Source organism: Mesorhizobium waitakense (genome assembly GCF_056431085.1).
Map to the genome: position 1 here is coordinate 101,979 of NZ_JBWKME010000192.1, position 26,674 is coordinate 128,652.

Here is a 26,674-nt window from a genome sequence, read left to right on the forward strand (position 1 = left end):
CGCCCTCGGGTTTCAGCCGCGAACCGCCCTGGTCGCGGGCGTCGCCGATTTCTTGGGCTGGTTCAGGACATACAACCGTATATGAGTCGCCTCGAGAGTTTCATCCGCAGGATGACCGCACAGCGCGACATTCTCGATCAAGTCTGTGTCGAGGTGGCGAAGATCGAGGGCCCCGTGCTCGAACTCGGCCTCGGCAATGGCCGGACGTTCCACCACCTGCGCGAGCGCCTGCCCGGACGCCGGATCGTGGCGTTCGACCGCGCACTTGCCGCACACGACAGCTCAATTCCCGACGCTGAAAACCTCGTGCTCGGCGAGATAAGCGAGACGGCGCCCAGGTTCATTGGTATCGACGCCGCTCTTGTCAATGCCGACCTCGGTACCGGCCATGAAGATCGCGATGTCGTGACCCTTAGCTGGCTTCCCGATCTGATTGCGCACCTGCTTCGCGTCGGGGGCTTCGCGGTCAGCGGCATACCGCTCCATCACCCGCAGTTGCAACGCCTCCCGCCTCCGCCTTCGGTGCCCACCGATCGTCTATTTGTCTATAGGCGTGTGTGAGGGGCCGAGACGACCCAAAGCGCGTCGCGTTGAAACGGATTCAGGCGACGCATTTTAAGTCTTGTTTTTATGCATGTCGTTGCGCCAAAGCCGGGCTACTTTTGGGCGACATGCAGTAGAGCGGTTCACTGTTTCACGGAAACGCCGAACCCGCTCTATCTCTTTGTTTTAACGCAATTCCCCAGGGAAAGCGCCACGCGCCTTTCCCAGGAAAACCGTTTCACACTTTTCCTGGAATTGCTCCAAGTATTCAGGGGATCGTATAGACTGCTATCTCGCGCTCAATGCCGCGCAGCGAGACCTCGTGGGGCACGGGCGTCAGCGCTTTCCTGTGCAACAGATCGGCGGTGAGATTGTCGTCGACCACCGCACGAGTGGCGAAGATCGCCTGTGCGGTGGCAAGGTTCTGGACCCGCGAAGCAATGTTGACCGTCTGGCCGAAATAGTCCTGGCGCTCGTTCATGGACACGGCGATGCAGGGGCCCGCATGGACCCCGATCTTGAGCAGCAGATCCTCGCGCCCGCTCTTGTCGTTGAGCGCACGCATGGCATCGCGCATCCTGAGGGCCGCGGCAATCGCACGATCGGGCGTCGCGAAGGTCGCCATCACCGCATCACCGATCGTCTTCACCACCGCGCCTGCCTCCGCCGCGACGATCTCGTGCAGAACCTGGAAATGCTCGCGCACGAGATCGAAGGCTGAAAGGTCGCCCACCCGCTCGTAGAGCGCGGTCGATCCGCGCAGGTCGGTGAACAGGAAGGTCAGGCTGGTGATCTTCAGGCGCTGGTCGATGTCGAGCGTGTCCGCGCGATAGAGATTGCGGAACGTCTGGTTGGTGAGCAGGCGCTTGGCCGTCAGGAAGGGCCGGCGTTTGCCCAGCAAATCATGCAATGCCGGTCCGGCAATGATGACCGTCGGCAGCACGCGGGTGTCGGTCCTGTTTTCCAGCGAAATGCGCATCGGGCCGGGTTGCATCTCCAGCGTCTGGCTCTGGACATGGTCGCGGTCGAAGACCAAGGAGAGGCTTCGGCGCTCCTTTGTTGGTTCGCCCTTCGCGTCGATGAACTGCGCTGAATGGGTGACTGGCTCGAAGACGATAATGAACTCGGGCGGAAGCCGTATGGGCAGAACCGCCTTTTCACCGGGCGCAAGCTCGATACCTTCCAGCAAGAACGCTTCCATCTTTTTGGCGAAATCTTCTTCCGGCAGATCGACGCCGGACGCCCAGTAGATTTGGCGGAAATATTCCAGCAACGGCAGTTCGTGTGGATCGTGGGCGGCAATCCTGCGCACGCGGGGACTGACGGTGAATGTCACCTCGACCATCTCGTCGAGGGTCGGCGGATAGCCCTCGGCGCACAGCGCGCATGTGTATTCGTCCTTCTGCAGGGTTTTCAACGTGGCATTGGTGTCGAGCACGCCGCCACAGCCGGGGCACAGAACATTCCAGGAAATGTCGAAGATGCCCACCCTTGCCGCGTGGAGAAAGGCGCCTATGGTGCGTTCCTCGTCGAGGCCATGCTTGCCGGCGAAGGCTGGCGCATTGATGCGGCAAAGTTCGCGGTCCTGGCCCTCCACGATGGTCCGCTCGATCGCGTCGATTGCCTGTGGATCAACATCGTTCGATTGCCGCAGAAGCGAGAACAGATCCTGAGCTTCGTTCATCGTGCAGGCTCCGGAAAATGCGCCCCCGAGGCGGGTTGATCCGGACCGCTCTTTGGTCCGAGTCGCCATTTTACTTCGAAACGGACCGTACGGCCATTCGAATAGACAAGCCTGGTGACAGTCCAATTTCCATTCAGCAGATTTTCACCGGCCACAACCGGCACTATGATGGTACATTGGGCATTCATTTTTGGGGCTTTCTCCCGTGCCGACATCTGACAACCCGCCATTTCCCGCGGCTCTGCGCCTTTTCTCCGCAGGGGTTATCATCGTCCTGATCGTAGGCGCCGGCCTGTTTTTCGCGCCGGCACTGGTCAAGCCGCGCTGGCCATGGCCCGTCACGCCATTTAGTGCCCGCTTCCTCGGCGGCTTCTACACCGCCGAAATGGCGGTGATGGCGGCGCTCTTGTTCTGGAATCGCTGGTCGCCCGGCAGGCTGGTGCTCGTCATGGCCTTCATCTTCACCGTCATCGTGTCGGCGGTTTCGTTGATCAATCTCGGCTATTTCAATTTCGAGCGCAAAGCGGCCTGGCTCTGGTTCCTGGTCTATCTTGCCTCAGCCGCGGTATCCGGGCTGTTCCTGTGGCGGGCCAGGGCTCGTCCTTCAGCAAAAGGCGTGACCCTAAACCCCGCATGGCGCGGCTACATGTTGGCGGAAACGGCGATCCTTGGGCTCTATGGCGTCGGCATGTTGCTGTTTCCGCTGATGGTCAGCAGCACCTGGCCATGGCCGGTCGATCCCTTCCACGCCCAGGTCTACAGCGCCATCTTCCTCGCCGGCGCCGGCGGCGCATATCTGATCTGGAAAAGCGCTCCGCGCGAGGAACTGCTGGTGCTTGGCCTGGCGCAGTTTCTGGTTGGCCTGCTTGCCATCCTTGGCCTCGTCATCACCGACGCTGCGGTGCATCGGATCGACTGGACGGCGCCCAAGACATTGTGCTGGCTTGCCCTTTTCGGCTGGATCGGCATCAGCGGCGTCTTCAAACTCTCCGCCGCCTACCGCTATTTCAGCGCGCAATCGGCAGCATAGCTTGCAGAGATAGCTGGATTTTCAGGTGACGTCTGGTGCATCGTGCCGGGCCGATTGCCCTCGCCGGGAACGCCATGACCAGCACGACCTCGCCATCCTCCGAGAAAATCCAGCCGCAGCTCCGCCCCGTCCGGCCAAGCGACGCGGAGGCGCTTTGCGCTATCTTCAACATGCCGGGCTTCCGCTGGGGCACGCTCAGGATGCCCTTCGAGATGGTGGAGCAGGTGGAGCGGCGCATCGCCAAGGCCGGCCAGGAAACCACCTGGATCGTCGCGGAGTTGGACGGCAAGGTCGTCGGCCATGGCAGCCTAGTCGTGCAGGGGTCGCCACGCCGGTCGCATATCGGCGAGATCAATATCGGCCTTGACGATGGCTTTGTCGGCAAGGGCATCGGCTCTGCCATACTTGGCGCGCTGCTTGACGTGGCCGATAACTGGCGCGCCCTGAAGCGGGTCGAATTGACCGTCTATGCCGACAACGAACCGGCCGTCCGTCTCTACACAAACCAGGGCTTCGAGGTCGAAGGTCGGCATGTGAAGGCCGGTTTTACCGACGGGCAGTACCGCGACCTGCTGAGCATGGCCCGACTGCGGTTTTGAGATCCGCTGTTTGGAGACTTATCTGTTTTGATCGAGTTGACGATCTATGTGTGGGCCGGCCGGGTCCAGCAAGTCTGGTCTCCCTTGGCGTTTGCACCGCGAGCGGCTAGACGGGACCAATGACCGCCGTCTCTGACCCAACCGCTGCGCCTCCGGCGAAAATTCTGGCCGTGCTGTCGCTGCTCTGCCCGGAAGTCGTGCGTGACATCGAGCAGAACTGGAATGCGCCGGTTTCCGATTACGCCCGCCATCTGTGGCGGCCGGTGGCAAGGCCTGCATCGGCCCCGGCGGTCGCTGCCCGCTCGATCCTGCGCGACGTCCTGCATCAGCGCCTTGGTGCGATCATGCAGCCTAAAGAGATCGGCAAGACCCTCGAAGAGTTCGAGCGCAGACCGGTGATCCAGTCCGGCCTGCACTGCCTGCTGCTGATGGACCGGATCACCTTCGATGCCCTCCTGCTTGCCTGGCTCGGCGCGGTCGAAAACGGGCTGTCGGCCTTCGTCGGCTTCATGGGAACGACGATGACCATGGAAACGAATGGCCGGGAGGGGCCGGGATGGCTCGATGTCGGCGACGACAAGGTCAATTTGTTTGGCATGGGGCGCCACAAACTGTGCCGCAAGAGCGCCTGCGTGGCCGGTCCCGTCTCCCTCAACAAGCGCGCGCTCGAAGCGGTGGGCGATGAAACGGATGCCAGCCGCTGGCTGGGCACGCTGCTTGCCGGCCACGACAAGGTGTTTGGGACCGCCGCCGATGCGCTGACGGCCCTCAACGAGGATCTGGTCGCCGATTGGGATCGTTCCGGCATGGCCCGGCCGGTCTTCATCGATGATCGGCTCGCCGCGGCCGCCATGGCGCGGCATCTGGAACACGACGGCAGCCTTCTTTCCAGGCTGCTCATCGAGCCGGCAAGGCGCCAGCGTCTCGAACGTGCCTTGCAAGTGGCGGCATCGGGCCCATTTGGCAGATTCCTGCCCAATAGCACGGCCTATTTCTGGGGCATCCGCGAGGAGCGCGTGCGCAAGCTCGTGCTCGAGAACGGGCAGTTGATCGAGCCTGACAGGCCGCATGGTCTCTCCATCCCGTTCGAGCGGCCGCATCTCAGGCAGGCGCTGCTGGACGGCGTGCTGCTGCCGAACCTGTTCCTGATGTTCCTCGTCCTTGCCATCTTGCCGCGCGTGCGGGTCGTGGGTGGCCTGAGGCAGATCGGCTACGTATCGCTTTTCCACTCGATCCTGCTGGCAGCGCTAGACGAAAACGCGCCGGAGGAGCGCGATCTGGCTGAGGAGCTGCAGGTTCGGGAAAATGCCTGGGGCATGCGGGTCATCGATGAAAAGATCTCAGTCCGCGAGCAGCTTGCCGGCCTGCCGGAAGGGGCGCTTTTCCCGGACCTCCTCCGGCAGTACCGATTGCGGACCTTTGCCGAGACGACCGACGACCTGAAACTGGTTCGCGAAAACGCCCGATGGCGCAAGATCGGCCAGGCAGGCATCAGGGCGACCTGACATCGCCGCAGCTGTCATTGCACGACCCCGGCCTTGCGGAGCCCCTCCACCACGAGCTCGAAAGCGGCAGGGTTCTTGTAGGGCAAGACTTTGCGACGGTATTCCAACGAATAGTCGGGATTGACGCGGAACACTTCCTCCCACTGCTCGCGTGCCTCCGCGGAACGGCCCAAATGACCATAGCACGCCGCCAGCAGCACGCGTGAGACGTCGGTGCCGGGGTTGCGGACGAGCCGCCGCTTCAGGATGCCGACGGCCTCCTCGTACCTGCCCAGCTGGAACGTCGCCTGCGCGTGGAAGTGCAGGAAAATGTCCGGATAGTACGGGTTCAGGGCCATTGCCCGCTCGAAACAGAGGAGCGCCTCCTCGGACCTGCCCGCGTAGTGCAGCGCGTTGCCGAGGCTCTCGTGCCCCTCGACAAGATTGGGAGCAAGCGCGATCACGCGTTCCGCCTCGCGGATGGCCACGTCATGCCGTCGCAAGTACAAGTTGACGATGCCCAGCGCCCAATGCGCGTGGGGGTATCGATCGTCGAGCGCCACCGCCCGCGTCGCAGCCTCGATCGCCTGTTCCAGCGATTTCGACGGCGATTGGCTCCACCTGTTGATGTAGGCCAGCCCGTGCGCCACGGCGAGGAACGCGAATGCCGGAGCGAATTTCGGGTCCAGTTCGATGGCCCGTTCCAGCAGTTCCCGGCCTTGGCTGTTCTGCTCTCTCGTGAACCGCCACATATGTTCACGGCCACGCAGGAAGCAGTCATACGCTTCCAGATTTTGGGTATGCTCTGTCGCGAGCCGCTGCTGGTCGCCCCCCTTCAGGTTGAGCGCGAGCGCGCCGACGATGTGCTGCGTGACGTCGTCCTGAACGGCGAAGATATCGGTCAGGTCGCGATCGAACCGCTCCGCCCAAAGATGGCCGCCCGAGGTTGCATCGATGAGCTGCGCCGTGATGCGCACCCTGTTGCCCGACTTGCGCACGCTGCCCTCGAGCACATGCCGCACGCCGAGCTTCGCGCCCACCTCCTGCACATGGACGTTCTGGCCCTTGAAGGTGAACGACGAATTGCGGGCCACGACGAATAGCTGCGACAGTTTCGAGAGCGCCGTGATGATATCTTCCGAGATACCGTCGGCGAAGTAGTCCTGCTCGGCGTCGCCGCTCATGTTGGCGAACGGCAGGACGGCGATCGAAAGCTTCGGCGGCGCTGCTGCCGCAGGCCGGCTCGCCGCGGTTTCCGAAGTCGCGGGCGCCTTGGCCCCGGCGGTGCCGACCTGCAGCGAATAGACCCGGATGGGCTCGGCGATGTTCTTGAGCTGGGTGTTGCCGAGATCGCTGACCGAGAGGTCGAGCCTCGCCTTGACCTGGCGATAGGCATCTTCGGACAGGCAAATGGCGCCCGGCGCTGCGATGCCCTCCAGACGCGACGCGATGTTGACGCCGTCACCCATCAGGTCGCCGTCGCTTTCCTCGACTACGTCCCCCAAATGGATGCCGATCCGGAACTCGATACGGCGGTCCTGCGGCACGCCGGCATTGCGCTCAACCATGCCATTTTGAACCTCAACGGCGCAGCGCACGGCATCCACCACGCTGCGGAACTCGACCAGCGCCCCATCGCCGGTGCGCTTGATCACGCGCCCGTTGTGCACGGCGATGATGGGATCAATCAGGTCGCTGCGCAGGGCCCGCAACCGCGCCAAGGTACGATCTTCGTCCGCGCTCGCGAGCCGGCTGTATCCGACAACATCTGCGGCCAGGATAGCGGCCAGCTTGCGGTTCTCGCTCATGGGTCCGTCTCCTCATCTCCACGATAACAGGAGACGGAGGCTAGGAGGGAACTTTCGCAAACGATGGCAGCCGCCCGAATCGGCAGCGCCCTGCCCAGGACCCGCACGGATCACTCGATGCCCATTTGCACTGCCGCTTGCCGGTCGAGCGCTATCGGTCCATCCTTGTGAATATCCTGGCCGTGAGGTGCGTAGCGAGATCACGCCGTCACGGCCGCTAAAGCGCGCTGCGTTTGAACGAATTCAGGCGACGCGCCTTAGGTGTTTGTTTTTATGCATGTCGTTATCCCAAAACCGGGTTCACTTTTGGGCGACATGCATTGGTGAGGTCTTGTTCGATGGACTGCTCGGGCTGCGGTTTCGAGGTTGAGGGCGGTTTTGCTTTCTGTCCGAGGTGTGGCAAGCGCCAGCCCGTGCCATGCGCCAGTTGCGGCTACCCCTGCGCACCTGATTTCGAATTCTGTCCGAAATGCGGGGCAAGCGTCGGTGCGCCCGCGAAAGCCGTCGAACGGCCTGCTCCGACACCAAGCCGGACCATTGTACCGCCTTCTCGAGCGCCGTCGCTGCTTGCGAACATCGAAAGCGACGATGGGCCGCATCCGGTCTCCGACGCCGATCGCCGGACGGTGACGGTCCTGTTTGCCGACCTTTGCGGCTTCACGACACTCAGCGAGCAGCTCGACCCCGAGGTGATGCAAACGCTGCAGAACGAACTGTTCAAGGAATTGACGGCGGCCGTGCGAAACTTCGGTGGTTTCGTCGACAAATTCATCGGCGATGCACTGCTCGCTTTGTTCGGGGCGCCCGTCGCGCATGAGGACGATCCGGAACGTGCGCTTCGCGCCGCTCTCGACATGATCGCCCGGACGGCGCGGCTCGGCGAAAGCGCCCCCCACTCCGGCTCGCCTCTGTTGCTCCACATCGGCATAAACACCGGTCCGGTCGTCACTGGCGGATTGGGCATCGGCACCGCCAAATCCTATTCGGTGACCGGCGACACCGTGAATACGGCGCAACGCCTGCAATCGCTGGCCGCACCGGGTGAGGTGCTGGTGGGCGAGCTCACTCACAGGCTGACCCGGCATGCCTTCTCCTACGAGCCGCTGGGTGATGTCGTGCTTCGCGGCAAGGCTGGCAGTGTGCTCGTCCATCGGCTGGATGCACCGCTTGCGGCGCCGCGTACGGCGCGTGGGCTCGAGGCGCTCGGCCTCAGCGCACCGATGATAGGCCGTGATGCGGAGCTGCATAGAATGCTGGCGAGCCTTGACCAGGCGTGCGGCGGCTCGGCCCAACTTGTCCGCCTCGTTGGAGAAGCCGGTATCGGGAAATCGCGACTGGTGAAGGAGTTCGTCGCCCGCGTCGGCGACGAGGATCGTTTTCGCAACCTCGCCGTGCGGCAGGCCACGTGCTCACCGCTGGGCGAACGATCATTTGGCGCCTTGGGCGCGGTGGTGCGCAGCGCTGCCGGGATGATGCAGAACGACACCGGGGACGAAATGCGGGGGAAGCTCGCAGGCTTGCTGACCGATCTCGGCCTGCAGGGCGAGGAGGCGAAGCGGCTGATGCCCTTGCTCTACCATGTGCTTGGCCTTGGCGACCCCGATGCCACCTTGCAGCATGTCGAGCCCGAGCAGCTGCGGCGGCAAATTCTCTACGCAGTCCGCACGATCATCGAACGGCGGCTTGCGTTGTCGCCGCTGTTGATCGTCGTCGAAGACCTGCATTGGGCCGACGCCGTGTCGCTCGAAGCACTGCGTTTCGTGATGGACAGGTTGGAACGCACGCGGCTGATGTTGCTGGTCACGCATCGTCCGGAGCCGGACCACGGCCAGCTCGACTCAAGTCGGGTCAGTCACACAGCGCTCAGGCTTTCGCCGCTCAGCCGCGATGACGGACGCAGCCTGCTGGCGGCGCTTTTCGGCGAGAGCTGGGTAAACTCCGCAGGAACGCTTCTTGACCAGATCCTCGAGCGCGCGAGCGGCAACCCCCTTTTTATCGAGGAGATCGTTCGAGGCCTTATCGATCGCGGTGTCCTGGTGCGCGAGGGCCAGCGATGGCGGACTGTGGCAGGCGAAGCCGCAACCGGCATTCCCGCCACCATCCAGGCAATGTTGCTTGCCCGTGTCGACCGCCTGCCCCAGGAGGTGCGCCGTTTGGCCCAGGAAGCCGCGGTGATCGGCCCGCGCTTCGATGCCATACTTCTGAAGGCCGTGACAGCCGACCCCGGCCGGCTGGAATCCGGCTGCGAACTGCTTTGCGATGCGGAAATCATCGAGGAAGTTGCCGGATCAGGCTCGGTCTCGTCGCAAAGCTACCGCTTTACGCAAACATTGCTGCAGGACGTGATTTACCAGAATCTGCTTCTGCAGCGCCGGACCGACATCCACGGGCGGGTCGGTGCTGCCTTGGAGCAACTGTGCGGCGAAAAACCGGAACGGCTTGAGGATTTGACCGTGCTCGGTCATCATTTCGCACAGAGTGCCGAGCGGGAGAAGGGCGCGCACTACCTGCAGGCGGCGGGCGATCGCGCTCGCATGATCTACGCCAACGACGACGCCCTTCGTTTCTACGAGCGGGCACTGACTGCGTTGGGTGCGACCGGGCAAACACCGCTCAAACTGGCGATTGCAGAGCGCATTGCCGATTTGAGCGGCCCGGCAGGCCGCCGCGAGATCGCGCACCACCACTATGAGACGGTGTTGCAGGCATACCGCGAGTCAGCCGATCGTGTCGCTTCGGCGCGCGTTTTGCGTAAGATCGGTCGGCTGCTCTGGGACGTCGGCAAGCGCGACAACGCAGAATCGCGCTATGCCGAAGCGGCAGCGCTCCTCGATGGAGCGGATGCCCCGATCGAGCAGGCGCATCTGTGGCAAGAACGTGGCCGGCAGGCGTTTCGTAGCGGGGATCACCCTCTCGCGGCAAAATGGGCGGATGCGGCGCTGGATTGCGTGCGCACGCTGACAACGGAGCATGTCTCCGAGGCCGGGCGTGATGCCACTCTTGTGACCGCCGAGGCCCTCAATACCAAGGCAGTCGCGCTGGCTCGCCTTGGGCGAAACCGGGAAGCCGTGGGTCAGGTCGAGCGTAGCATCGAATTGGCCGAAGCCGCCGGTCTGCTGGGCGCGGCCTGCCGCGGCTACACCAATCTCGGCGTGCTTTACACGACCATCGATCCGACACAGGCGATGGCGGTCTGTCGGCGCGGTCTCGAAGTGGCGCGCCATATTGGCGATCTGGGTTTCCAGGCGCGCCTCCTCGCCAATCTGGCGGTCGCCTGCTGTACTTTCACCGATCGCTGTCCAACGGAGGGCGTCCCTGCTGCAGAGAAGGCCATCGAGATCGACCGGGCGCTCGACCAGCGCGAGCACCTGCCGGTGCCGTTGATCGTGCTTGGGCAGATCCACCAGTGCAACGGCCGTCCGGAACTGGCGGTCGGCTTGTTCCACGAAGCCCTGGACGTAGCCCGCGAAACGGGCGAACCCCAACTGCTGTTTCCGTGCTATGATGGTCTCGCAACGCTTAATCTCGACCTCGACAATCTGGCCGAGGCCGAACGCTACTTTTCCTTGGCGCAGGGTATATGCGCCCAGCACGGGCTCGACCCGGAAGCGCTTGTGGTGCTGCCTTTTCTCGACTAGCCGGGTGGGAGGTTGAAATGTCCGCGCCTCGTGACTTGGTACCGCTTCAACCGGGCGACCGCGCGCCGAACGTGGTACTCGACGCCATTACCCAGGAAGGCAAGATCGCGCTAGACGACTTCCGCGGACAAAAACCGGTGCTGGTCGGCTTGTTTCGAGGTCTGCATTGTGCGTTTTGCCGGCGCCATATCGCCGCCCAGGCGCGGCTTGATCCGGAGCTGCGCGAGAAGGGCGTGGAGAGCCTGACGGTGGTCAACACGCCGATCGAACGGGCGCGCCTCTATTTCCGCTACCACCCGATGCCGAATCTGCTTGCGGCCTCCGACCCTGAACGCGCTTCGCATCGTGCTTTTGGACTGCCCAATCTCGAATTCACCCAAAACGAGACGAACTGGCCGTACAAGGTCTCGATGGCAGCGGTAAAGGATATGCGGATTGAGATGCCAGGCGAGTTGCCTGGTCCTTTGGATCCTTTGGCGGCCGGCGAAATCCTCGACAAGAGGGACCATTACGAACTGACCGAAGCCGACGAGCAGATGTTGGCAACCGGGCACGGACAACTGGTCGGTCAGTTCCTTTTGGACCGGCAGGGGATCGTGCGCTGGAGCTTCACGGAGGTTCCAGAGGGAGGACGATACATGTTTGGGGCGCCAAGCCCGCGGGAGCTCATGTCAGCCGTGTCCCAAGTCACCCAATAGGCTTGCACCGCTACATCGCCGGTTGGCAAGGCCATGTAAGCAAAAGGCGCCCCGAAGGGCGCCTCTTAGTCGCTTGATTTCCAGAAGGAAACTGGAGCGGGTGAAGCGATTCGAACGCTCGACCCCAACCTTGGCAAGCGACACGAGGGTGAACTGCAGCGAAATCCCGTAACGGTGACCGCGCGGTAACCTCTCATAATCGCATCTGCGTCAACGGCGTTGGAGTATGCCTGGGCCAGGCCGGTCCCCGAGCGCCGCGCGCGGACGCCATACCTCTGCGACGCGCGCTTTTCCGGTCCTTGGCCGCGCATATGGTCTTGCCATAGGGCTTTCGCTATAGTCATGCGCGGTGGAACCGGTTCAACATCTCGAACGGAAGCTAGTCGCTATCCTCGCCGCCGACGTTGTGGGGTACAGTCGGCTGATGGGGCTGGACGAGACGGGCACGCTTACCCGGCTCAAGTCGCTCCGCCGAGAATTCATCGAACCGTCGATCGAGGGGTACCATGGTCGCATCGTCAAGCTCATGGGCGATGGGGCTTTGGTCGAGTTCGCCAGCGTCGTCGATGCGGTGGCTTGCGCCGTCGAAATCCAGCGGGTCACCACGCAGCAGAACCTCAGTCTTCCCGAAGATACTCGGATCGTGTTCCGCATCGGGATCAACCTTGGTGACGTGATCATCGACAAGGACGACGTCTACGGCGACGGCGTCAACATCGCGGCCCGGCTGGAGGGGCTGAGCGATCCTGGCGGCATCGTCATCTCGGGAACGGCCTACGATCAGGCCCATAACAAGCTCGGCCTGATCTTCAAGTCACTCGGCGAACAGCGCCTCAAGAACATTCCAGAACGGGTCCGCGCCTATCGCGTTCTGCTGGAACAGACCGGAGGAGCCAGGAAGTCGCGCTCTCGGCGGTGGCCTGTGATCGGCGTGGCGGCGCTCCTTCTGGCTCTGGCAGCGGGGATTGCCCTGATGCTTTGGCCGCAGGTAATTGGCCTCCTGCCTGGTCACGGTTCCCATCCGGCCGCTTCAACGCCCGGCAAGCCTTCCATAGCCGTGTTGCCGTTTACCGATCTCGGCCAGAAAGCGGGGCAGGATTACTTTGCTGAGGGGCTCGCAGACGATCTCATCACCGATCTGTCCAAGATCTCCGGGCTCCTCGTCATCGCCCGCAATTCCGCGTTCTCCTTCAAGGATCGATCCCTCGACGTCGACGAGATCGCGGCGCAGTTGAACGTCCGCTACGTGGTCGAGGGCAGTGTCCGCCGGGAGGGCGATGCAGTCCGGATCAATGTTCAGCTCATCGATGCCAAAACGGGGAGCAACATCTGGGCCGAGCGCTACGACCGCGACTACTCCCGGCTATTTGCGCTTCAGGACGAGGTGATCGGGCGCATCGTCGAGGCACTCTCGGTACGCCTGACGGAAGGCGAAAGGGCACAGATTGCTCGTCTCCCTACGCGAAGCCTGGAGGCATACGATTTCTACACCCGAGCCGAGCAGAAGGTTTATGTGGTCGACAACAGGTCTCTCGGCGAGACCCTGTCCCTGTATCAAAAAGCGATCAAGCTTGATCCTGCGTTTGCGGATGCTTACTCGGGCTATGCTCGCGCCACGGTGGACGTGCTCGGCTTCGACTATCAGTTGCTCATGCTCAGCGCCGTCGCTCGCCAGCGCGCCTATGAAGCGGCAGGGCGGGCGCTGGAGCTCAATCCCCAGTCATCGAGAGCATATGCTGTGCTCGGCATCCTGCAGATGCTGGATGGCGAATGGGACCAGGCGATCGCATCTGTCCAGAAAGCCGTCGAACTGGACCCGAACGGCGCGGAGGCAGAGCTCAACCTGGCCATCGTGCTCACCTACGCAGGACAGGGCCCGGAGGCTCTGGCTGCGATGGAGCGCGTGTTGCAACTCGATCCCAAGCCGCGAGCGCAGGTCTTCGACTACTACGGCTTCGTGCTCTACATGAACCGCCAATACGAGAAGGCCTTGCGGGCGCTAAGCCAGGTCCAGCCGGAAGAGCGCAGCGACCTCGGCCTCGAAACCCTCGCAATGGCAAATGCGCGGCTGGGCCGAATGGCCGAGGCGCACGATGCGGTTGCAGCAATCCTGAAAAAGATCCCCGAGCAGAACCTCGCCGCTTATCGTGCCGTCTATGCCCACCACCGGCGGCAACAGGACCTCGATCACCGGCTGGACGCCCTTCGCGCCGCGGGAATTCCCGAGCGGAGCTTCGATTTTCGCGGGCGGGAAGAAGACCGCCTGGACGGCTCCCTCTTACGCGCCCTGACAGGCGATCGGACATGGGTCGGACGTCAACACAATGGTGCTCCGTTCGTCATGGAGCTGAGTGCAAATGGAGATTTCGCCCTGAGTTCGCAAAGCAGCATCATCACCGGCGCGTCCAGCCTGGATGGCAACCTCTTCTGCACGCAATCCACCGCGACCTTGCTCGGCCGCAAGTTCTGCGCCCCGGTCTTTCGCAACCCCCAGGGGAGCAGCGAAACGCAGGACGAGTATGTTTGGCCGGACTCCGTCACCGTCTGGTATTTCTCAGTGTCTCAGTGACGGGCACCATTCAACTTACGGCTCGCGACATGCGCCTCGGCTAGTTGGCGGCCGCTCTAGCCTCGAATTCCTTCGCCTCAACTGCGGCCCATTCGGCTTCCGCCTTCGCAATGACAGGCACTGGGTTGGCATCGAAGTCTTCCTCCAGGCCCCCCTTTCCGGAGAAAAGGAAGAGCTTGCCATCGACGATGCGGAACGCTTCCGGGTCAAGGTTCGCAGATGCCTCCTTCGCTGACATTCCCCCGGTGCAGAAGCCGCCGAATTGAGGAGCATAGCGCACAGGCTCGGAAATAAAGGCATCGCGGTGCTGGACGCTGGCGAAGTACCACGTCGCCCCAAGCCATTTCTTCGAGATCTTGGGCGAACCCATCGTCGCGCGACCGTCCGTGAAGTACGCCACCGGATCGTAGCCCAGTATGGCGACGTTGCCGAAATATCCGGTGTTCACTCCGTCGCCGGCGTAGGATGCGCTAGTGCCGAATAGTAGGATGGAGACGGCGGCTACTCCCGCGCAAAGCAAACTGTCAAACGTGGAACGGTTCTCTGTCATGTTCTTCTCCCGTAACCCTACTCGATGTCAGTTGCCGAGGGCGATGCACACCTTGTACGACGACCCCATCGTTTCCTTGGGTTGGCATTTTGCGCCGTGCTTCTTGAGCAAGACCATTACATCGGCGCTCTGAAAGAACGTCGCGCGGCTGAGAGGCGTGTAGCCGTATTCCTGGATTGCCTCGACCTGTGCTCCGTGCGCGATCAACAGCTCCGCAATGGCCGTCTGGTTCTCTTCTGCTGCCACATGCAGCGGCGTAATCTTGTGCGTGCTCAACGCATCGACCTCGGCCCCGTGGTCGAGCAGCAATTTAGCTATGTCCAGGCTTCCTGAGTAGGCTGCCGCATGAAGGGCAGTGAAGCCGCGGTCGTTGCGGGCTTCGATGTCGGCCTTGGTCTCGATCAACACAATGGCGACCTCGGTCTTGCCGGCAAGTGCTGCATCGATCAGCGGGGTCTGTCGGCTTTCGTCGCGATCGTTCACATCGGCGCCTTGTGCCAGGAGTTCGGCGACCTTGCCGGCGTCGCCCTCTCCGGCAGCATCATGAAGGGGCCCCGCAATCGCCGGCCCGGCAGCAAACCAGGAAATGAAGGTAACGACGAGAGCCCGACAGACAATACGAACCCAGCCGGTTCCGAAACGCCTGACCCGCATCGGGAAGGCCTTCGGCAGCAACAATCGCCGGGAGACCATCATCGCCTAACCCTCCGGGCGCCGCTCGCCTACAGATGGACGTGTATAAGGCCACTCTAATACATTCTGCGCAGCGCAGCCATAGGGTTCCAGGTCGTGCGCGAGTTGAAGTCGCAGCGAGGCGCCATGTGCTCAACTGGCCGTCGGCGATATTGTCGGAGGGATCATCCTCGGCGGATCAATCGATCCTGTTCATAATCCGATCGATGTCGTGGAGCTTGCGCTCGAAAAGGGCGCGACCACGGTCATGATGCCTGTGTCCTGTCGCCGGACCCTCATCGACCTGTCGGATGATGTTGCGACGAAAATCCAGGTGCTTTTCTATGCCGATGCGCCGGACGCGCTGCGAAAGGCCCTGCACCACTGAATCAGATGACCCTGCGAAAACAGAAATCCCCCGCGCGCTCCCCAGCGCCAGACAGCAAAAAGGCCCGGTTACCCGGGCCCTTTAAGCTTTTCAAATCTAAAGAAGATTTGGAGCGGGTGAAGCGATTCGAACGCTCGACCCCAACCTTGGCAAGGTTGTGCTCTACCCCTGAGCTACACCCGCTCACACGGCGTCTTGGCCGCAAGCCGGGCCTATATGGCTGAAGAGCGCGGCGATTGCAACAGGGAAATGTCAGGCATTTTGCTATGCGGCGGGCGCACTCGCCGGGATGTCGCATGACGGTCTTGTGTCGGCTGCCCCATTGGCCGTAAACGGCTTGGCAGGAAACGGGACGAAGACAAAACCGATGCCGAAGACCGAAGCCGAGCTGATGGAATTTCTTGCCGAACTCGGGATCGCTGCCTCGACGCGGCGCCATCCGCCGCTGTTCACGGTTGCCGATTCGCAGGCGCTGCGCGGCGAAATCGCCGGTGGCCACACGAAAAACCTGTTCCTGAAGGACAAGAAGGACAATTTCTTCCTGGTCAGCGTCGGCGAGGACGCGGTCGTCGACCTGAAGCAGATCCACCAGCTGATCGGCGCTGCCAGCCGCGTGTCCTTCGGCAAGCCGGAGATGCTGATGGAGCTGCTCGGCGTGACGCCGGGCGCGGTCACGGTCTTCGGCCTGATCAACGACGTTGCGGGCCGGGTCAAGGTGGTTCTCGACAAGGCGCTGATGGACCATGCGGTGATCAACGCGCATCCGCTGACCAATGAGGCGACGACATCGGTCGCAGCGGCGGACCTGATCAGATTCGTCGAGGCAACCGGCCACGATGCTGCTATCTTGAAAGTCTCCGCGTGATCGCCACATGGATGACCTAAGTCAGATTGTCTGAAAGGCGCCTGGCCGCCGGCGGCCACGCCACGGAAGGGTAAAGAGATGAGCGACAACAATCCGTTTGGAAGCCATGGCGGCCAATATTCCACCACCGTGCAATATGGTGGAACGGAGGCTCCGCGCGCGAAAGTCGCGCTTGGCGAGGCGCCGCCGGCCGCCGCCCCAGAGGCCGCCGATGTGATCAAGGACACGACGACCGCCGCGTTTGCCGCCGACGTCATCCAGGAATCGCGCCGCCAGCCGGTGCTGGTCGATTTCTGGGCCCCCTGGTGCGGGCCTTGCAAGCAGCTGACGCCGCTGCTGGAGAAGGCGGTCAAGGCCGCCGGCGGCAGGGTCAAGCTGGTCAAGATGAACATCGACGACCATCCCTCGATCGCCGGCCAGCTCGGCATCCAGTCAATCCCCGCGGTCATCGCCTTCAAGGACGGCCAGCCGGTCGACGGCTTCATGGGCGCGATCCCCGAAAGCCAGATCGCCGAATTCATCACCAAGGTGGGCGGCAAGGGCAATGGTGCGCCCCCGGTGGCCGAGGCCCTGGCCGCGGCTGCCGAGGCGCGGGAGGCCGGCGACATGCAGACGGCGGCCGATATCTACGATGCCATCCTGGCGCAGGCGCCGGAGACGGTCGAGGCGATTGGCGGGCTGGGCGACCTGTTGTTCGAGGCTGGTGACATCGAGGGCGCCGAAACGTTGTTGGCAACCGCGCCTGAGGCCAAGAAGGATGCGCCGCCGCTGGCCGCCCTGCGCGCCAAGATGGCGCTGGCGGCGCAAGCGGCAGCGCTTGGCAACCCGGCCGAGTTCGAGCGGCGCCTGGCCGAGAACCCCGGCGATCATCAGGCGCGTTTCGATCTGGCCATGATCCAGAACGCCAATGGCGATCGCACGGCGGCGGCCGACAATCTGCTGGCCATCATCAAGTCCGACCGCGCCTGGAACGAGGACGGCGCCAAGACGCAATTGCTGCAGTTGTTCGAGGCCTGGGGCATGACCGACGAGGCGACGCTTGCGGCGCGCCGCAAATTGTCGTCGCTGCTGTTTTCCTGAGCCGGTTACCGATTGTTGGCCGTACGGGCTTGCGGCCGGCGACCATCGCGCCAGATTACCCGTCGAGGACAGCGCTTCGGTGGGAAGCGATCGGAGGAATGAGGTGCAAGCGGGAAACGCGCATTATCGGCTCGCCAAGAATTTGCCGTCGACGATCTCGATCTTTCCGCTCGAGGGTGCGCTTTTGCTGCCGGGAGGCCGCATGCCTCTCAACGTCTTCGAGCCGCGCTACCTGCAGATGGTGGACGAGGCCATCGCCGGCTCGCGGCTCATCGGCATCATCCAGCCCAGCCTCGACGGCGCCTTGCGCGACGACGGCGAGCCGGAGCTCTGCAATGTCGGCTGCGCCGGGCGCATCATCGCCTTTTCTGAAACCGGCGACGGCCGCTATCTGATTTCGCTGCAGGGCGTTTGCCGGTTCCGCATCGCCCACGAGTTGACGGTCAAGACGCCGTTTCGCCAGTGCAAGCTGGCGCCCTTCCTGGCCGATCTCGACGAGGACCAGGCGGCGAACGAGATCGACCGGCCATCGCTGCTCAAGGCGTTTCGCGCCTATCTGCAGGCCAATGACCTCGAAGCCGACTGGGAGAGCGTCAGCCGGGCCGAAAACGCCATGCTGGTCAACGCGCTGTCGATGATGGCGCCCTATGGGCCGGCCGAGAAACAGGCGCTGCTCGAGGCGGCGGATCTGAAGACACGGGCCGAAACGCTGATCGCCATCACCGAAATGGCGCTGGCGCGCGAGAATGAGGATTTTGGTTCGAGCTTGCAATGAGATGTGTCGATGTTTAGCCGGCCTGCAAACGACAAATTTCCTGCGTTGGCGGCCTGACCTTGCTCTCGACACATCTTGGGTCCGACACGGACCCGACACTTGAGAAGAGGACACGATGGCAGCGGACGGACGCGACGGGAAGAAGGTCAGTGTCGACCCCAAGCTGCTGGAGCTGCTGGCTTGCCCGCTGACCAAGGGGCCGCTGACCTGGGATCCGGAGCGCGGCGAACTGGTCTCCCGGGTCGCCAAGCTCGCCTATCCGGTGCGCGACGGCATCCCGATCATGCTGCCTTCGGAAGCGCGGACGCTCTCCGTGGAGGATGTGTTGTCGCCGCCACGTTTGAGTGGGCCGTCTTGATGGGCGACGAGAGTGGCAGCGGCTGGCGGTACGGCGCCCCCCTCTCCTACTGAAAATTGCGTCCCTTGGGCATGACACTTTCCGCCTCTTCCGACAGCGTTGCGAGGTCCGGTCGGATCGCCGCGTTGCGTGGCGCGGGGTCGCGATCCGTACCGCTGACGGGGTGTTCCGCAGGGCCGGCGACTGTCAGGTTGGCTTGGCTGACCTTTTCCAGGAGCACGGTCAGCCAGGGGGTCAAATCCTCGATCTTCTCGGCGACGATATGGATGACATCCGATTCCGACTGCAATTTGCCGGTGACGCGGACGAACCTGGCGCCCATGATGACGGGCCGGTAGCGGTCGAAGGTTCTCTGCCAGATGATGATGTTGGCGACGGCCTTGTCGTCCTCCAGCGTCAGGAAGATCGCGTTGCCCTTGCCGGGGCGCTGCCGCACCAGCACGAGGCCGGCGACCGAGACACGCCTGCCATCGCGCACGGATGGCAATCCGGCATTGGGCGTGACGCCGGCCCGGTCGAGCCGCTCGCGCAGGAAGGCGACCGGATGCGCCTTCAGCGACAGGCCGAGCGAACGGTAGTCATGGATGACATGCTCGCCGAGCGGCATTTTGGGCAGCTTCGTCTCCAGCTCCAGCTCGCGCAGGCGGATCGCCGGCTGGTCGAACAGCGGCAGCTTTTCGGCAGCACTCTTGCCGTCGAGCGCCCGCACCGCCCACAGTGCTTCACGACGATCAAGGCCAAGCGAACGGAAGGCGTCGGCCTGCGCCAGCTTATCGATCTCGTCGACATCGAGGCCGGAGCGCAGCCAGACATCCCTGACCGACTCGTAGCCTGAACCGCGCCGCTTGACGAAAGCGTCCATGCGCTCCTCCGACAGGCCCTTGATCTGGCGGAAGCCGAGCCGCAGCGCATGATTTGTCTTGATGACACCACGCATTTCGGCATGGCGTGGGAGGATGCGGTCCGGATCGAAAGATGCTTCCTCCAGCGTGGAGTCCCAGACGGAGAAATTGACGTCGACGTCGCGGATGTCGACGCCATGGTCGCGCGCGTCGCGGACGAGCTGGGCCGGCTGGTAAAACCCCATCGGCTGCGAATTCAGGATCGCGGCACAGAACACGTCGGGGTAGAAGGTCTTGAACCAGCAGGAGGCATAGACGAGCAGGGCGAAGGACGCGGCGTGGCTTTCGGGAAAGCCGTATTCGCCAAAACCCTCGATCTGCTTGAAACAGCGCTCGGCGAAGTCCTTCGTGTAGCCCTTACCAATCATGCCGTCGATCATGCGCTGGCGGTAATTGCCGATGGTGCCGGTGCGCTTGAAGGTGGCCATGGCGCGGCGCAGTTCGTCGGCCTCCCCCGGCTTGAAACCGCCCGCGACGATGGCGATCTTCATGGCCTGTTCCTGAAACAGGGGCACACCAAGTGTCTTGCTGAGGATCGCCTCCAGCTCCGGCTTTTGATACTCGGCCTTTTCCTTGCCTTGCCGTCGGCGCAGGTAAGGGTGAACCATGTCGCCCTGGATCGGACCCGGCCGCACGATCGCCACCTCGATGACAAGGTCATAGAAATCCCTTGGCTTGAGACGCGGCAGCATCGACATCTGGGCGCGGGATTCGATCTGGAAAACGCCGAGCGTGTCGGCGCGGCAGATCATGTCGTAGACCTGCTTATCCTCCGGCGGCAGGGTGGCCAGCACATAGGGTTGGCCATATTTATCTCGCGCGTTTGGATAGTGATCCTTAAGCAGGGCGAAGGCACGCTGCAGGCAGGTCAGCATGCCGAGCGCCAGCACATCCACTTTCAGGATCTTCACCGCGTCGAGATCGTCCTTGTCCCATTCGACCATCTTGCGCTCGTCCATCGCGGTCTTGACGATGGGCACGATCTCGTCGAGCCGGTCCCTGGTGATGACGAAGCCGCCGACATGCTGCGACAAATGGCGGGGAAAGCCCATGATCTCGTTGGAGCGCTCAATCACCAGTCTTGCCAGCGGGTCGGCGCGGTTGATGCCGCCAGCGTGCGCCTCCTTCTCGCCAAGTTCGGAGGTCGACCAGCCCCAGATCGTGCTCGACAATGCGCTTCTGACATCCTCGGAGAGGCCCATGGCCTTCGCCACTTCGCGCAAGGCCGAGCGGCCGCGATAGCTGATGACGGCGGCGGCGAGTGCGGTGCGCTTGGCGCTGTATTTCGTATAGATGTACTGGATGACGGTCTCGCGTTTCTCATGCTCGAAGTCGACGTCGATGTCGGGCGGCTCGTTCCTCTCCTCGGAAATGAAGCGCTCGAACAGCGTGTCGATCCTGTCCGGCCCGACTTCGGTGATGCCGATGCAGAAACAGACGATCGAATTGGCGGCCGAACCGCGCCCCTGGCAGAGGATGTCCTGGCCGCGCGCGAACTTGACGATGTCGTAGACCGTCAGGAAATAGCGGGCGTAGTTGAGGCGCTCTATCAGAGCGAGCTCTTCCCCGATGCGCTTGATCACGGACGCAGGCACCCCCGCCGGATAACGATTGGCTGCCCCCTCCCGCGCCAGCCGTTCCAGCTCGGCCTGCGGCCCGAGACCGGACTCCGTCGGCTCGTCGGGGTAGTTGTACTGGAGGTCGCTGAGCGAGAAGGTCAGCTCCTGCGCAAAGCGCAAGGTTTCAGCCAGCGCCTGCGGATGCCTGCGGAACAGGCGCGCCATCTCCATCGGCCGCTTCAGATGGCGCTCGGCATTGGCGGCCAGCTGCAGCCCGACCTCGGCGACGGGCGTGTTGAGGCGGATCGCGGTCAGCACGTCCTGCAGCGGGCGCCGTTCGGCCGTGTGATAGAGAACGTCGTTGGTCGCCATCAGCGGGATGCCGGCATTCTCGGCAAACGCCGCTGCCTGCTCGATCCGGAAACGGTCATTGCCCGCATAGTCCGGCGAAACGGCCAGACGGAGATTTCTTCCGAAACGATCCTTGAGCTGGCGAAGCAAGGCGAGACTGTCTTCAACGCCTGCCGTCAGATCGGGCAGGACCGCCAGCGACATCAGGTCCCCCCATTCAAGCAAGTCGCCGCGCTGGAGAAGAGTGGCGCCCTTCTCGTTCTCGTCGCGCAGATTGGCTTGCGTCAGCATGCGGCAGAGATGCCCCCAGCCCTTGCGGTCCTGCGGATAGGCGAGAATGTCAGGCGTGCCGTCACCGAAAACCAGCCGGCAGCCGGGATGGTAGGAGAGCGTCTCGACCTTGGCCTGCTGCCAGGCGCGCACCACGCCGGCCACCGTGTTGCGGTCGGCAAGTCCGATCGCGGAAAAGCCGAAAAGCTTGGCGGCGACCACCAGTTCCTCCGGCTTGGAGGCACCGCGCAGGAAGGAGAAATTCGACTGGATGCCGAACTCGGCATAGGGAATGACGGTCAGCGCATTCATGCGAAGACCCCATGCAGGAACCAGCGCGGCGGCACCTGCGAGCCGCCATAAAGGCCTTGCCGGTAGAGCCAGTAGCGGCGGCCGTCGGCATCCTCGATGCGGAAATAGTCGCGTGTCGATGCCGCCTCGTCGCTCGCGGGCTCGCGCCACCATTCCGCCGCGATGCGTTCCGGTCCCTCGGCACGCGTCACCCTGTAGAGCGCACGCCGCCAGCGGAAGTTCAGCGGCGGGCCCTCCGGCATTTCGGTGGCCGGCACCTCGATGGGCTCGGGCGAGCGGAACAGCCGGATCGGCCGTTCCGGCGGGAAGATGGTCATTGGCGCCTGCATCCGGTCCGGCTTCTTCGGCGGCGTGGTCCGGCGCGGGGCCTCGGTGAAGGGGATCGTGACGACGGCGCGCTCAGGCAGATGGCTTTCCACAGTGACCGGTTGCAGGACCGCGCCCTCGCCGAGCCGGGCGCGGATGCGGTCGGCGAACAGCGCGATATCGGCGCCGTCATCGGTCACGTCGCCGGCAAGGTCGGCCTGCTGCATGTCGAAGGCGGCGGCCGACAGCACCGAGAGCCGGACGAGATCGAAGCCATAGCCGGCATCGATATCCTGTTCGAGCGCGGCCAGCCTTTCATGGAACAATTTCTGGATCAGAGGGGGTTCGCGCATCGGCCGCGAGGTGCCGATGGCGATGCGGCTGACCGCGCCGTCGACGCGAAACAAAAGCAGCGCCAGCATCCTGGCGCCCTCGCCACGGCGCTCGAGATCGGTCTTCAATGCCGCAGCCAGCATGCCCACCAGCCGCTCGATATCCTCGGTCAGGGTGACGGGCTCGCTGAGATGACGCTCGACTGAAAGCGGCGCGACGGGAAGGCGCGGCGACACCGCCTCGTCGAGACGGCCAAGCGCCTGGTCGAGGCGCAAAAGCAGCGAGGCGCCGAAGCGGCGGGCAAGCGGCGCGCGCGGTGCCGCCATGACGGCGCCCGCCGTGCGCAGGCCGACGCTCTCTAGGCTGGTGCGGGTCGCCGGCTCGATGCGCAGGGCCGCCAGCGGCAAGGGCTCGAGCAAGGCTTCCTCCTCGCCGGCGGCGACGATGCGGTCGCCGGAAAAGCGTGCCGCCGCCCAGGCCGCCCCTGGTGTCGCGGCAAGCCCGGCGCGGACATCGAAACCCTGATGGAAGAAGCGCGACAGGATGTCGTCCAGCATGGCGCGTTCGCCGCCGAAAAGATGGGTGCAGCCGGTGACGTCGAGAAACAGGCCGTCCGCTGCGTCCAGCGCCACCAGCGGGGTGTAGCGGTCGCACCAGTCGGCAAGGCCTTCGAGCAGGCGGCGGTCGGCCTGCGGATCGGCCTCGACGATGTCGATCGACGGATGCATGGCGCGCGCATCGGCGATGCCCATGTCGCGCTTCAGGTGCAGTGCCTCAGCCCGCTCGTCGAGGGCTGAGATGCGCTGCGCGTTGCCCTTGCGGTGGCTGATCACCAGCGGCAGGTGATCCGACGGCCGGGAACGCCAGGACCGCCCCAGACGCTGCCGCAGGATCCTTTCGACCGCGAGATAGGGAAACCACAGCGACAGGATTCTTTGCTCTTTCCTCGTCCCTTCTTTCGTCGCCCCACCTTTCATCGAATGCGCGTTCATCGGGGTTCCACTCCAGTGTGAATTGTCCAGGCAGGGCCGTGCGGCTCTTGCCGATGGTGAGGGTGAAGGCTGGGCGGCCGATCGAGCCGGCGAGCGGCCCGGCGATGGTGTCGCGCGGCACCGCCGGCGCCGACGCGACGATGAGACGAACGGGTGCGGCCGTCGGTTCGGGCTCGGCGGCCTGCCGCAGCAGGAACACCGGGCGGCCGGCACTCTGTGCCCGGGCATGCAGCCGGCGCGTTACGGTCAGGTCGAGCCGCTGCGGATTGCCGCGGATCTCGAGGATGACGGCGGCGAGCGCCGTCATCCGGGCGGCCTCCTCGGCGACCCACAGCGCATCGACAAGTTTTGGCGTCTCGGAAAACAGCAATTGCTCGGCTTCGATGCCGAACGAGGCATGAAGCCCCCTGGCATAGGGAAAGCCGGCCTCGCGAAAAATCTCCGATGTGCCGATCCACAGCACCTGCAGCCCTTGCGTCTGCTTGAGGATCAGGCTTGCGAGCGACAGAGCGAAGCCGGCGACGGCTCCGGCATCGCGGGTTTCAATGCCATGGATTTCGCTCAAGGCGGCTTTCGGCAGGCCGCCGCTCAGGGCGGCATCGAGCCGCTCGACGCCGGTGGACAGGAACGCATCCGGCAGCGCCGTGGCAACGCCTCGGCGGACAATCGTCACATCGATGTTGGGACCGGCGTCGACGCGAGCATCGAGGGCCGCGGCAGCCGGCGCCTGCAGGCGCTCGGGCAGCGTTCCCTCGATCTTCGCGATCTGGCGGCGCAGGGCAAAAACAGTCTCCCGCGCCACGGCGGTCATCGCCATGACGGTCAGCTTCCACTCACAATTGTTCCTGTTATGTTCCCTATAGATTCCAGAGGGTGCTGGAAGAGTCAAGCAGAGTCATGGGGAATTTATTCCTGTCGCGCGGCTTGGCAGAGGCGCGGCCGCCCGCGCCATTTGCTGATTGCGGCGCGAAAGCCTATATGCCGGGATCAAAGGACACAGCATGGCCCGCATCTACAAGACCCGCAGCTGGCACGACGAACTTTCGCCGTCGATGGAGGAAATGGAGTTCCTGGCACTGGAGGCTTACGCCCATCTGCCGGAGGATTTTCGCAAGCTGACCGGCGAGATCGTCATCCAGATCGCCGAGTTCCCGACCGACGAGATCATGGACGATCTGTCGCTGGAAACGCCCTTCGACCTGCTCGGCCTGTTCGAGGGACGCGGCATCGCCGAGCGCTGGAACCCGCAGACCGGCGAAGGCCCGAACCGCATCACGCTCTACCGCCGCGCCATCCTCGATTACTGGGCCGAAAACGAGGAAACGCTGGGAGACATCGTCACCCACGTGCTGATCCACGAGATCGGACACCATTTCGGCCTGTCGGACGATGATATGGAGAAGATCGAAGAGGCGGCTGAGTAGAACGTCAGAGGCTTGCGCACAGCGGTAAGGAACTGGCGTCTCATTCCTTCGCGCCCCCCTCTGGCCTGCCGGCCATCTCCCCCTCAAGTGGGGAGATTGGCAGTTTCAACCTCCGCTCCTTTTCTTCCACGCTGAAAATTAGCGAAAGCCGTCCACGACATCCGATCTCCCCCCTTGAGGGGGAGATGTCCGGCAGGACAGAGGGGGGCGCTGTCCCGCCAGCGTGGGGGCTAGCCGTATACCAATCGCCAAGCCTACCAATCGCTGAGTTTGGTGTCCGGCCCGTATTCCTGACCGTCGACGTCCTTGACCACGGCCTGGCCGCAGCACATCGTCTTGGCCTTCTTGTCGAAGGCATAGGTCGGCGAGCCGAACAGGTGCCAGCCCTTGTTCAACGCCGCAGTCACCTTGTGGCAGAAGCTGGCATCATCAGGGCCAGTGAGAAAGCGGTAGAGTTTCATCCGTCAAATTCCTGTCGTGAGTGCCCATAGCCCGCGCGCATCGGGCTGATATCATGCGCCGATGGCCGCCGCCTTCGCCAGCAGTTTTTCAGCTTGTGCCAGGTGCAGCCTCTCGACCATTTTTCCATTCAGCGCAATCACGCCCTTGCCGGCATTTTCCGGAAGCGCAAAGGCATCCTTCACCAGGCGTGCCTCGGCCACGGCTTTTGTGGACGGCGCAAAGGCCAGGTTCGCCGCTTCGATCTGGACCGGATGGATGAGGCTCTTGCCGTCGAACCCCATGCCCGCCGCTTCCGTGCATTCATGGGCGAAGGCGTCTAGGTTGCGGAAATCGTTGGAGACGCCGTCGAGCATGTCTAGACCGCCGGCGCGCGCGGCCAGCACCATCTGCATCAGCCACGGCACGAGATAGCGCCGGTCAGGCGTCGCCAGCACGCCGGTTTCGTAGAGCAGATCGTTCGTTCCGGCAACGAAACAAGCCAAGCGCGAGGCCGGATCGCGGCCAAGTTCGGCAATGGCGCCGATGTTGAGCAGCGCCTTGGGCGTCTCGATCATCGCCCACAGTTTCACGCTGTCGGGGACAAAATTGTCGTCGAGCATATCGCCGGCCTCGAGCAGGTCGCGCGGCGTGTCGACCTTGGGCAACAGGATGCCGTCGGGCTCGCAATTCGCCGCTGCCAGCAGGTCGTCGGCGCCCCATTCGCTGGCCAACGCATTGATGCGCACCACCATCTCGCAGCGGCTGCCAAAGTGGTTGGCAACCGGGCGATTGGCGAAAATGCCGGCCAGCTTTTCACGCACGGCAATCTTGTCGGCCGGGGCGACGCCATCCTCGAGGTCGATGATGACGGCATCGCAGGCAAGCTGCGCGATCTTGGCCAGCGCCTTATCGTTTGAGGCAGGGATGTAGAGCACCGAGCGGCGCGGGCGATGGGTTTCCATGGCTGATCTATGCAGTCTGTGGATGGTCGAGGCAAGTCGTCTCCGGCCCTGCACGAAAACTGCACACGCCTGCGGAAAACC

Annotated in this window: 22 protein-coding genes and 1 tRNA gene; 13 read left to right on the top strand and 10 right to left on the bottom strand. The window is 63.4% G+C overall.

The window, feature by feature from the left end:
- Positions 1 to 81: 81 nt before the first annotated feature.
- Positions 82 to 561, top strand: coding sequence for a class I SAM-dependent methyltransferase (locus tag AC07FD_RS34985; protein WP_478353528.1), 480 nt, complete (start codon positions 82 to 84; stop codon positions 559 to 561).
- Between the two features lie 250 nt (positions 562 to 811).
- Here the strand turns inward: AC07FD_RS34985 and AC07FD_RS34990 are convergent, their stop codons facing one another.
- Positions 812 to 2,227, bottom strand: coding sequence for a DUF5939 domain-containing protein (locus AC07FD_RS34990; RefSeq protein ID WP_478353529.1), 1,416 nt, complete (start codon positions 2,225 to 2,227; stop codon positions 812 to 814).
- Between the two features lie 205 nt (positions 2,228 to 2,432).
- Here AC07FD_RS34990 and AC07FD_RS34995 point away from each other — a divergent pair, with 205 nt between their 5' ends.
- The 3 genes from AC07FD_RS34995 (at position 2,433) to AC07FD_RS35005 (ending at position 5,361) form a co-directional block, all read left to right on the top strand.
- On the top strand, positions 2,433 to 3,257 hold the full coding sequence (locus tag AC07FD_RS34995) for a hypothetical protein (RefSeq protein WP_478353530.1): 825 nt from the start codon (positions 2,433 to 2,435) through the stop codon (positions 3,255 to 3,257).
- A gap of 74 nt (positions 3,258 to 3,331) precedes the next feature.
- Entirely contained in the window at positions 3,332 to 3,856 is a 525-nt protein-coding gene (locus tag AC07FD_RS35000) for a GNAT family N-acetyltransferase (protein WP_478353531.1), read from the top strand.
- 119 nt (positions 3,857 to 3,975) lie between these two features.
- Positions 3,976 to 5,361 carry a hypothetical protein gene (locus tag AC07FD_RS35005; RefSeq protein ID WP_478353532.1) on the top strand — a complete coding sequence of 462 codons (1,386 nt, stop codon included), beginning with the start codon at positions 3,976 to 3,978 and terminating at the stop codon, positions 5,359 to 5,361.
- A 14-nt stretch (positions 5,362 to 5,375) separates the two neighbouring features.
- On the opposite strand, the gene AC07FD_RS35010 is transcribed toward AC07FD_RS35005, so the two are convergent.
- Positions 5,376 to 7,148 carry an adenylate/guanylate cyclase domain-containing protein gene (locus tag AC07FD_RS35010; protein WP_478353533.1) on the bottom strand — a complete coding sequence of 591 codons (1,773 nt, stop codon included), beginning with the start codon at positions 7,146 to 7,148 and terminating at the stop codon, positions 5,376 to 5,378.
- 338 nt (positions 7,149 to 7,486) lie between these two features.
- On the opposite strand from AC07FD_RS35010, the gene AC07FD_RS35015 reads away from it, so the two are divergent.
- The 3 genes from AC07FD_RS35015 (at position 7,487) to AC07FD_RS35025 (ending at position 14,053) form a co-directional block, all read left to right on the top strand.
- Positions 7,487 to 10,786, top strand: coding sequence for an ATP-binding protein (locus tag AC07FD_RS35015; protein WP_478353534.1), 3,300 nt, complete (start codon positions 7,487 to 7,489; stop codon positions 10,784 to 10,786).
- Between the two features lie 17 nt (positions 10,787 to 10,803).
- Positions 10,804 to 11,484: a redoxin domain-containing protein gene (locus tag AC07FD_RS35020; protein WP_478353535.1), complete on the top strand. Its 681-nt coding sequence runs from the start codon at positions 10,804 to 10,806 to the stop codon at positions 11,482 to 11,484.
- A gap of 349 nt (positions 11,485 to 11,833) precedes the next feature.
- The gene (locus AC07FD_RS35025; RefSeq protein WP_478353536.1) at positions 11,834 to 14,053 is read left to right on the top strand and encodes an adenylate/guanylate cyclase domain-containing protein; all 2,220 of its coding nucleotides are present in this window, start codon (positions 11,834 to 11,836) and stop codon (positions 14,051 to 14,053) included.
- 40 nt (positions 14,054 to 14,093) lie between these two features.
- Here AC07FD_RS35025 and AC07FD_RS35030 read toward each other — a convergent pair whose 3' ends face one another.
- Both AC07FD_RS35030 and AC07FD_RS35035 read right to left on the bottom strand, forming a co-directional pair.
- Entirely contained in the window at positions 14,094 to 14,603 is a 510-nt protein-coding gene (locus AC07FD_RS35030; protein WP_379018806.1) for a YHS domain-containing (seleno)protein, read from the bottom strand.
- Positions 14,604 to 14,630: 27 nt separating this feature from the next.
- A complete protein-coding gene (locus AC07FD_RS35035; protein WP_478353537.1) occupies positions 14,631 to 15,299 on the bottom strand; it encodes an ankyrin repeat domain-containing protein in 669 nt (222 codons plus the stop codon).
- Positions 15,300 to 15,507: 208 nt separating this feature from the next.
- Between AC07FD_RS35035 and AC07FD_RS35040 the strand changes: the two genes are divergently transcribed.
- Entirely contained in the window at positions 15,508 to 15,663 is a 156-nt protein-coding gene (locus tag AC07FD_RS35040) for a hypothetical protein (protein WP_478353538.1), read from the top strand.
- 108 nt (positions 15,664 to 15,771) lie between these two features.
- Here AC07FD_RS35040 and AC07FD_RS35045 read toward each other — a convergent pair.
- Positions 15,772 to 15,846 (bottom strand) — tRNA-Gly (locus AC07FD_RS35045).
- Positions 15,847 to 16,030: 184 nt separating this feature from the next.
- On the opposite strand from AC07FD_RS35045, the gene AC07FD_RS35050 reads away from it, so the two are divergent.
- The 4 genes from AC07FD_RS35050 to AC07FD_RS35065 all read left to right on the top strand — a co-directional run bounded on the left by AC07FD_RS35050 (position 16,031) and on the right by AC07FD_RS35065 (position 18,741).
- A complete protein-coding gene (locus AC07FD_RS35050; RefSeq protein ID WP_478353539.1) occupies positions 16,031 to 16,528 on the top strand; it encodes a prolyl-tRNA synthetase associated domain-containing protein in 498 nt (165 codons plus the stop codon).
- Positions 16,529 to 16,606: 78 nt separating this feature from the next.
- Positions 16,607 to 17,608 (top strand): thioredoxin, encoded by a 1,002-nt coding sequence (gene trxA, locus AC07FD_RS35055; RefSeq protein WP_478353540.1) that lies wholly within the window; start codon positions 16,607 to 16,609, stop codon positions 17,606 to 17,608.
- A gap of 103 nt (positions 17,609 to 17,711) precedes the next feature.
- Positions 17,712 to 18,383 carry an LON peptidase substrate-binding domain-containing protein gene (locus AC07FD_RS35060; RefSeq protein ID WP_478353541.1) on the top strand — a complete coding sequence of 224 codons (672 nt, stop codon included), beginning with the start codon at positions 17,712 to 17,714 and terminating at the stop codon, positions 18,381 to 18,383.
- A 115-nt stretch (positions 18,384 to 18,498) separates the two neighbouring features.
- Positions 18,499 to 18,741: a Trm112 family protein gene (locus AC07FD_RS35065; RefSeq protein ID WP_478353542.1), complete on the top strand. Its 243-nt coding sequence runs from the start codon at positions 18,499 to 18,501 to the stop codon at positions 18,739 to 18,741.
- Between the two features lie 46 nt (positions 18,742 to 18,787).
- On the opposite strand, the gene AC07FD_RS35070 is transcribed toward AC07FD_RS35065, so the two are convergent.
- Genes AC07FD_RS35070 through AC07FD_RS35080 form a run of 3 tightly spaced genes read right to left on the bottom strand, consistent with a single transcriptional unit; the run spans position 18,788 to position 24,583 of the window.
- On the bottom strand, positions 18,788 to 22,135 hold the full coding sequence (locus AC07FD_RS35070; RefSeq protein WP_478353543.1) for an error-prone DNA polymerase: 3,348 nt from the start codon (positions 22,133 to 22,135) through the stop codon (positions 18,788 to 18,790).
- Complete coding sequence (locus AC07FD_RS35075; RefSeq protein ID WP_478353544.1) at positions 22,132 to 23,607, bottom strand: DUF6504 family protein; 1,476 nt, start codon at positions 23,605 to 23,607, stop codon at positions 22,132 to 22,134. Before AC07FD_RS35075 ends, AC07FD_RS35070 begins: the two co-directional genes overlap by 4 nt.
- Positions 23,549 to 24,583: an ImuA family protein gene (locus tag AC07FD_RS35080; protein WP_478353545.1), complete on the bottom strand. Its 1,035-nt coding sequence runs from the start codon at positions 24,581 to 24,583 to the stop codon at positions 23,549 to 23,551. Before AC07FD_RS35080 ends, AC07FD_RS35075 begins: the two co-directional genes overlap by 59 nt.
- Positions 24,584 to 24,767: 184 nt before the next feature.
- Here AC07FD_RS35080 and AC07FD_RS35085 point away from each other — a divergent pair, with 184 nt between their 5' ends.
- Positions 24,768 to 25,190, top strand: a complete 423-nt coding sequence (locus tag AC07FD_RS35085) for a metallopeptidase family protein (protein ID WP_095084388.1) — start codon at positions 24,768 to 24,770, stop codon at positions 25,188 to 25,190.
- Positions 25,191 to 25,444: 254 nt separating this feature from the next.
- Here the strand turns inward: AC07FD_RS35085 and AC07FD_RS35090 are convergent, their stop codons facing one another.
- Together AC07FD_RS35090 and AC07FD_RS35095 are read right to left on the bottom strand one after the other, a co-directional pair.
- A complete protein-coding gene (locus tag AC07FD_RS35090) occupies positions 25,445 to 25,651 on the bottom strand; it encodes a DUF1737 domain-containing protein (protein WP_478353546.1) in 207 nt (68 codons plus the stop codon).
- Between the two features lie 51 nt (positions 25,652 to 25,702).
- The gene (locus AC07FD_RS35095) at positions 25,703 to 26,593 is read right to left on the bottom strand and encodes an HpcH/HpaI aldolase/citrate lyase family protein (protein WP_478353547.1); all 891 of its coding nucleotides are present in this window, start codon (positions 26,591 to 26,593) and stop codon (positions 25,703 to 25,705) included.
- Positions 26,594 to 26,674: the final 81 nt, after the last annotated feature.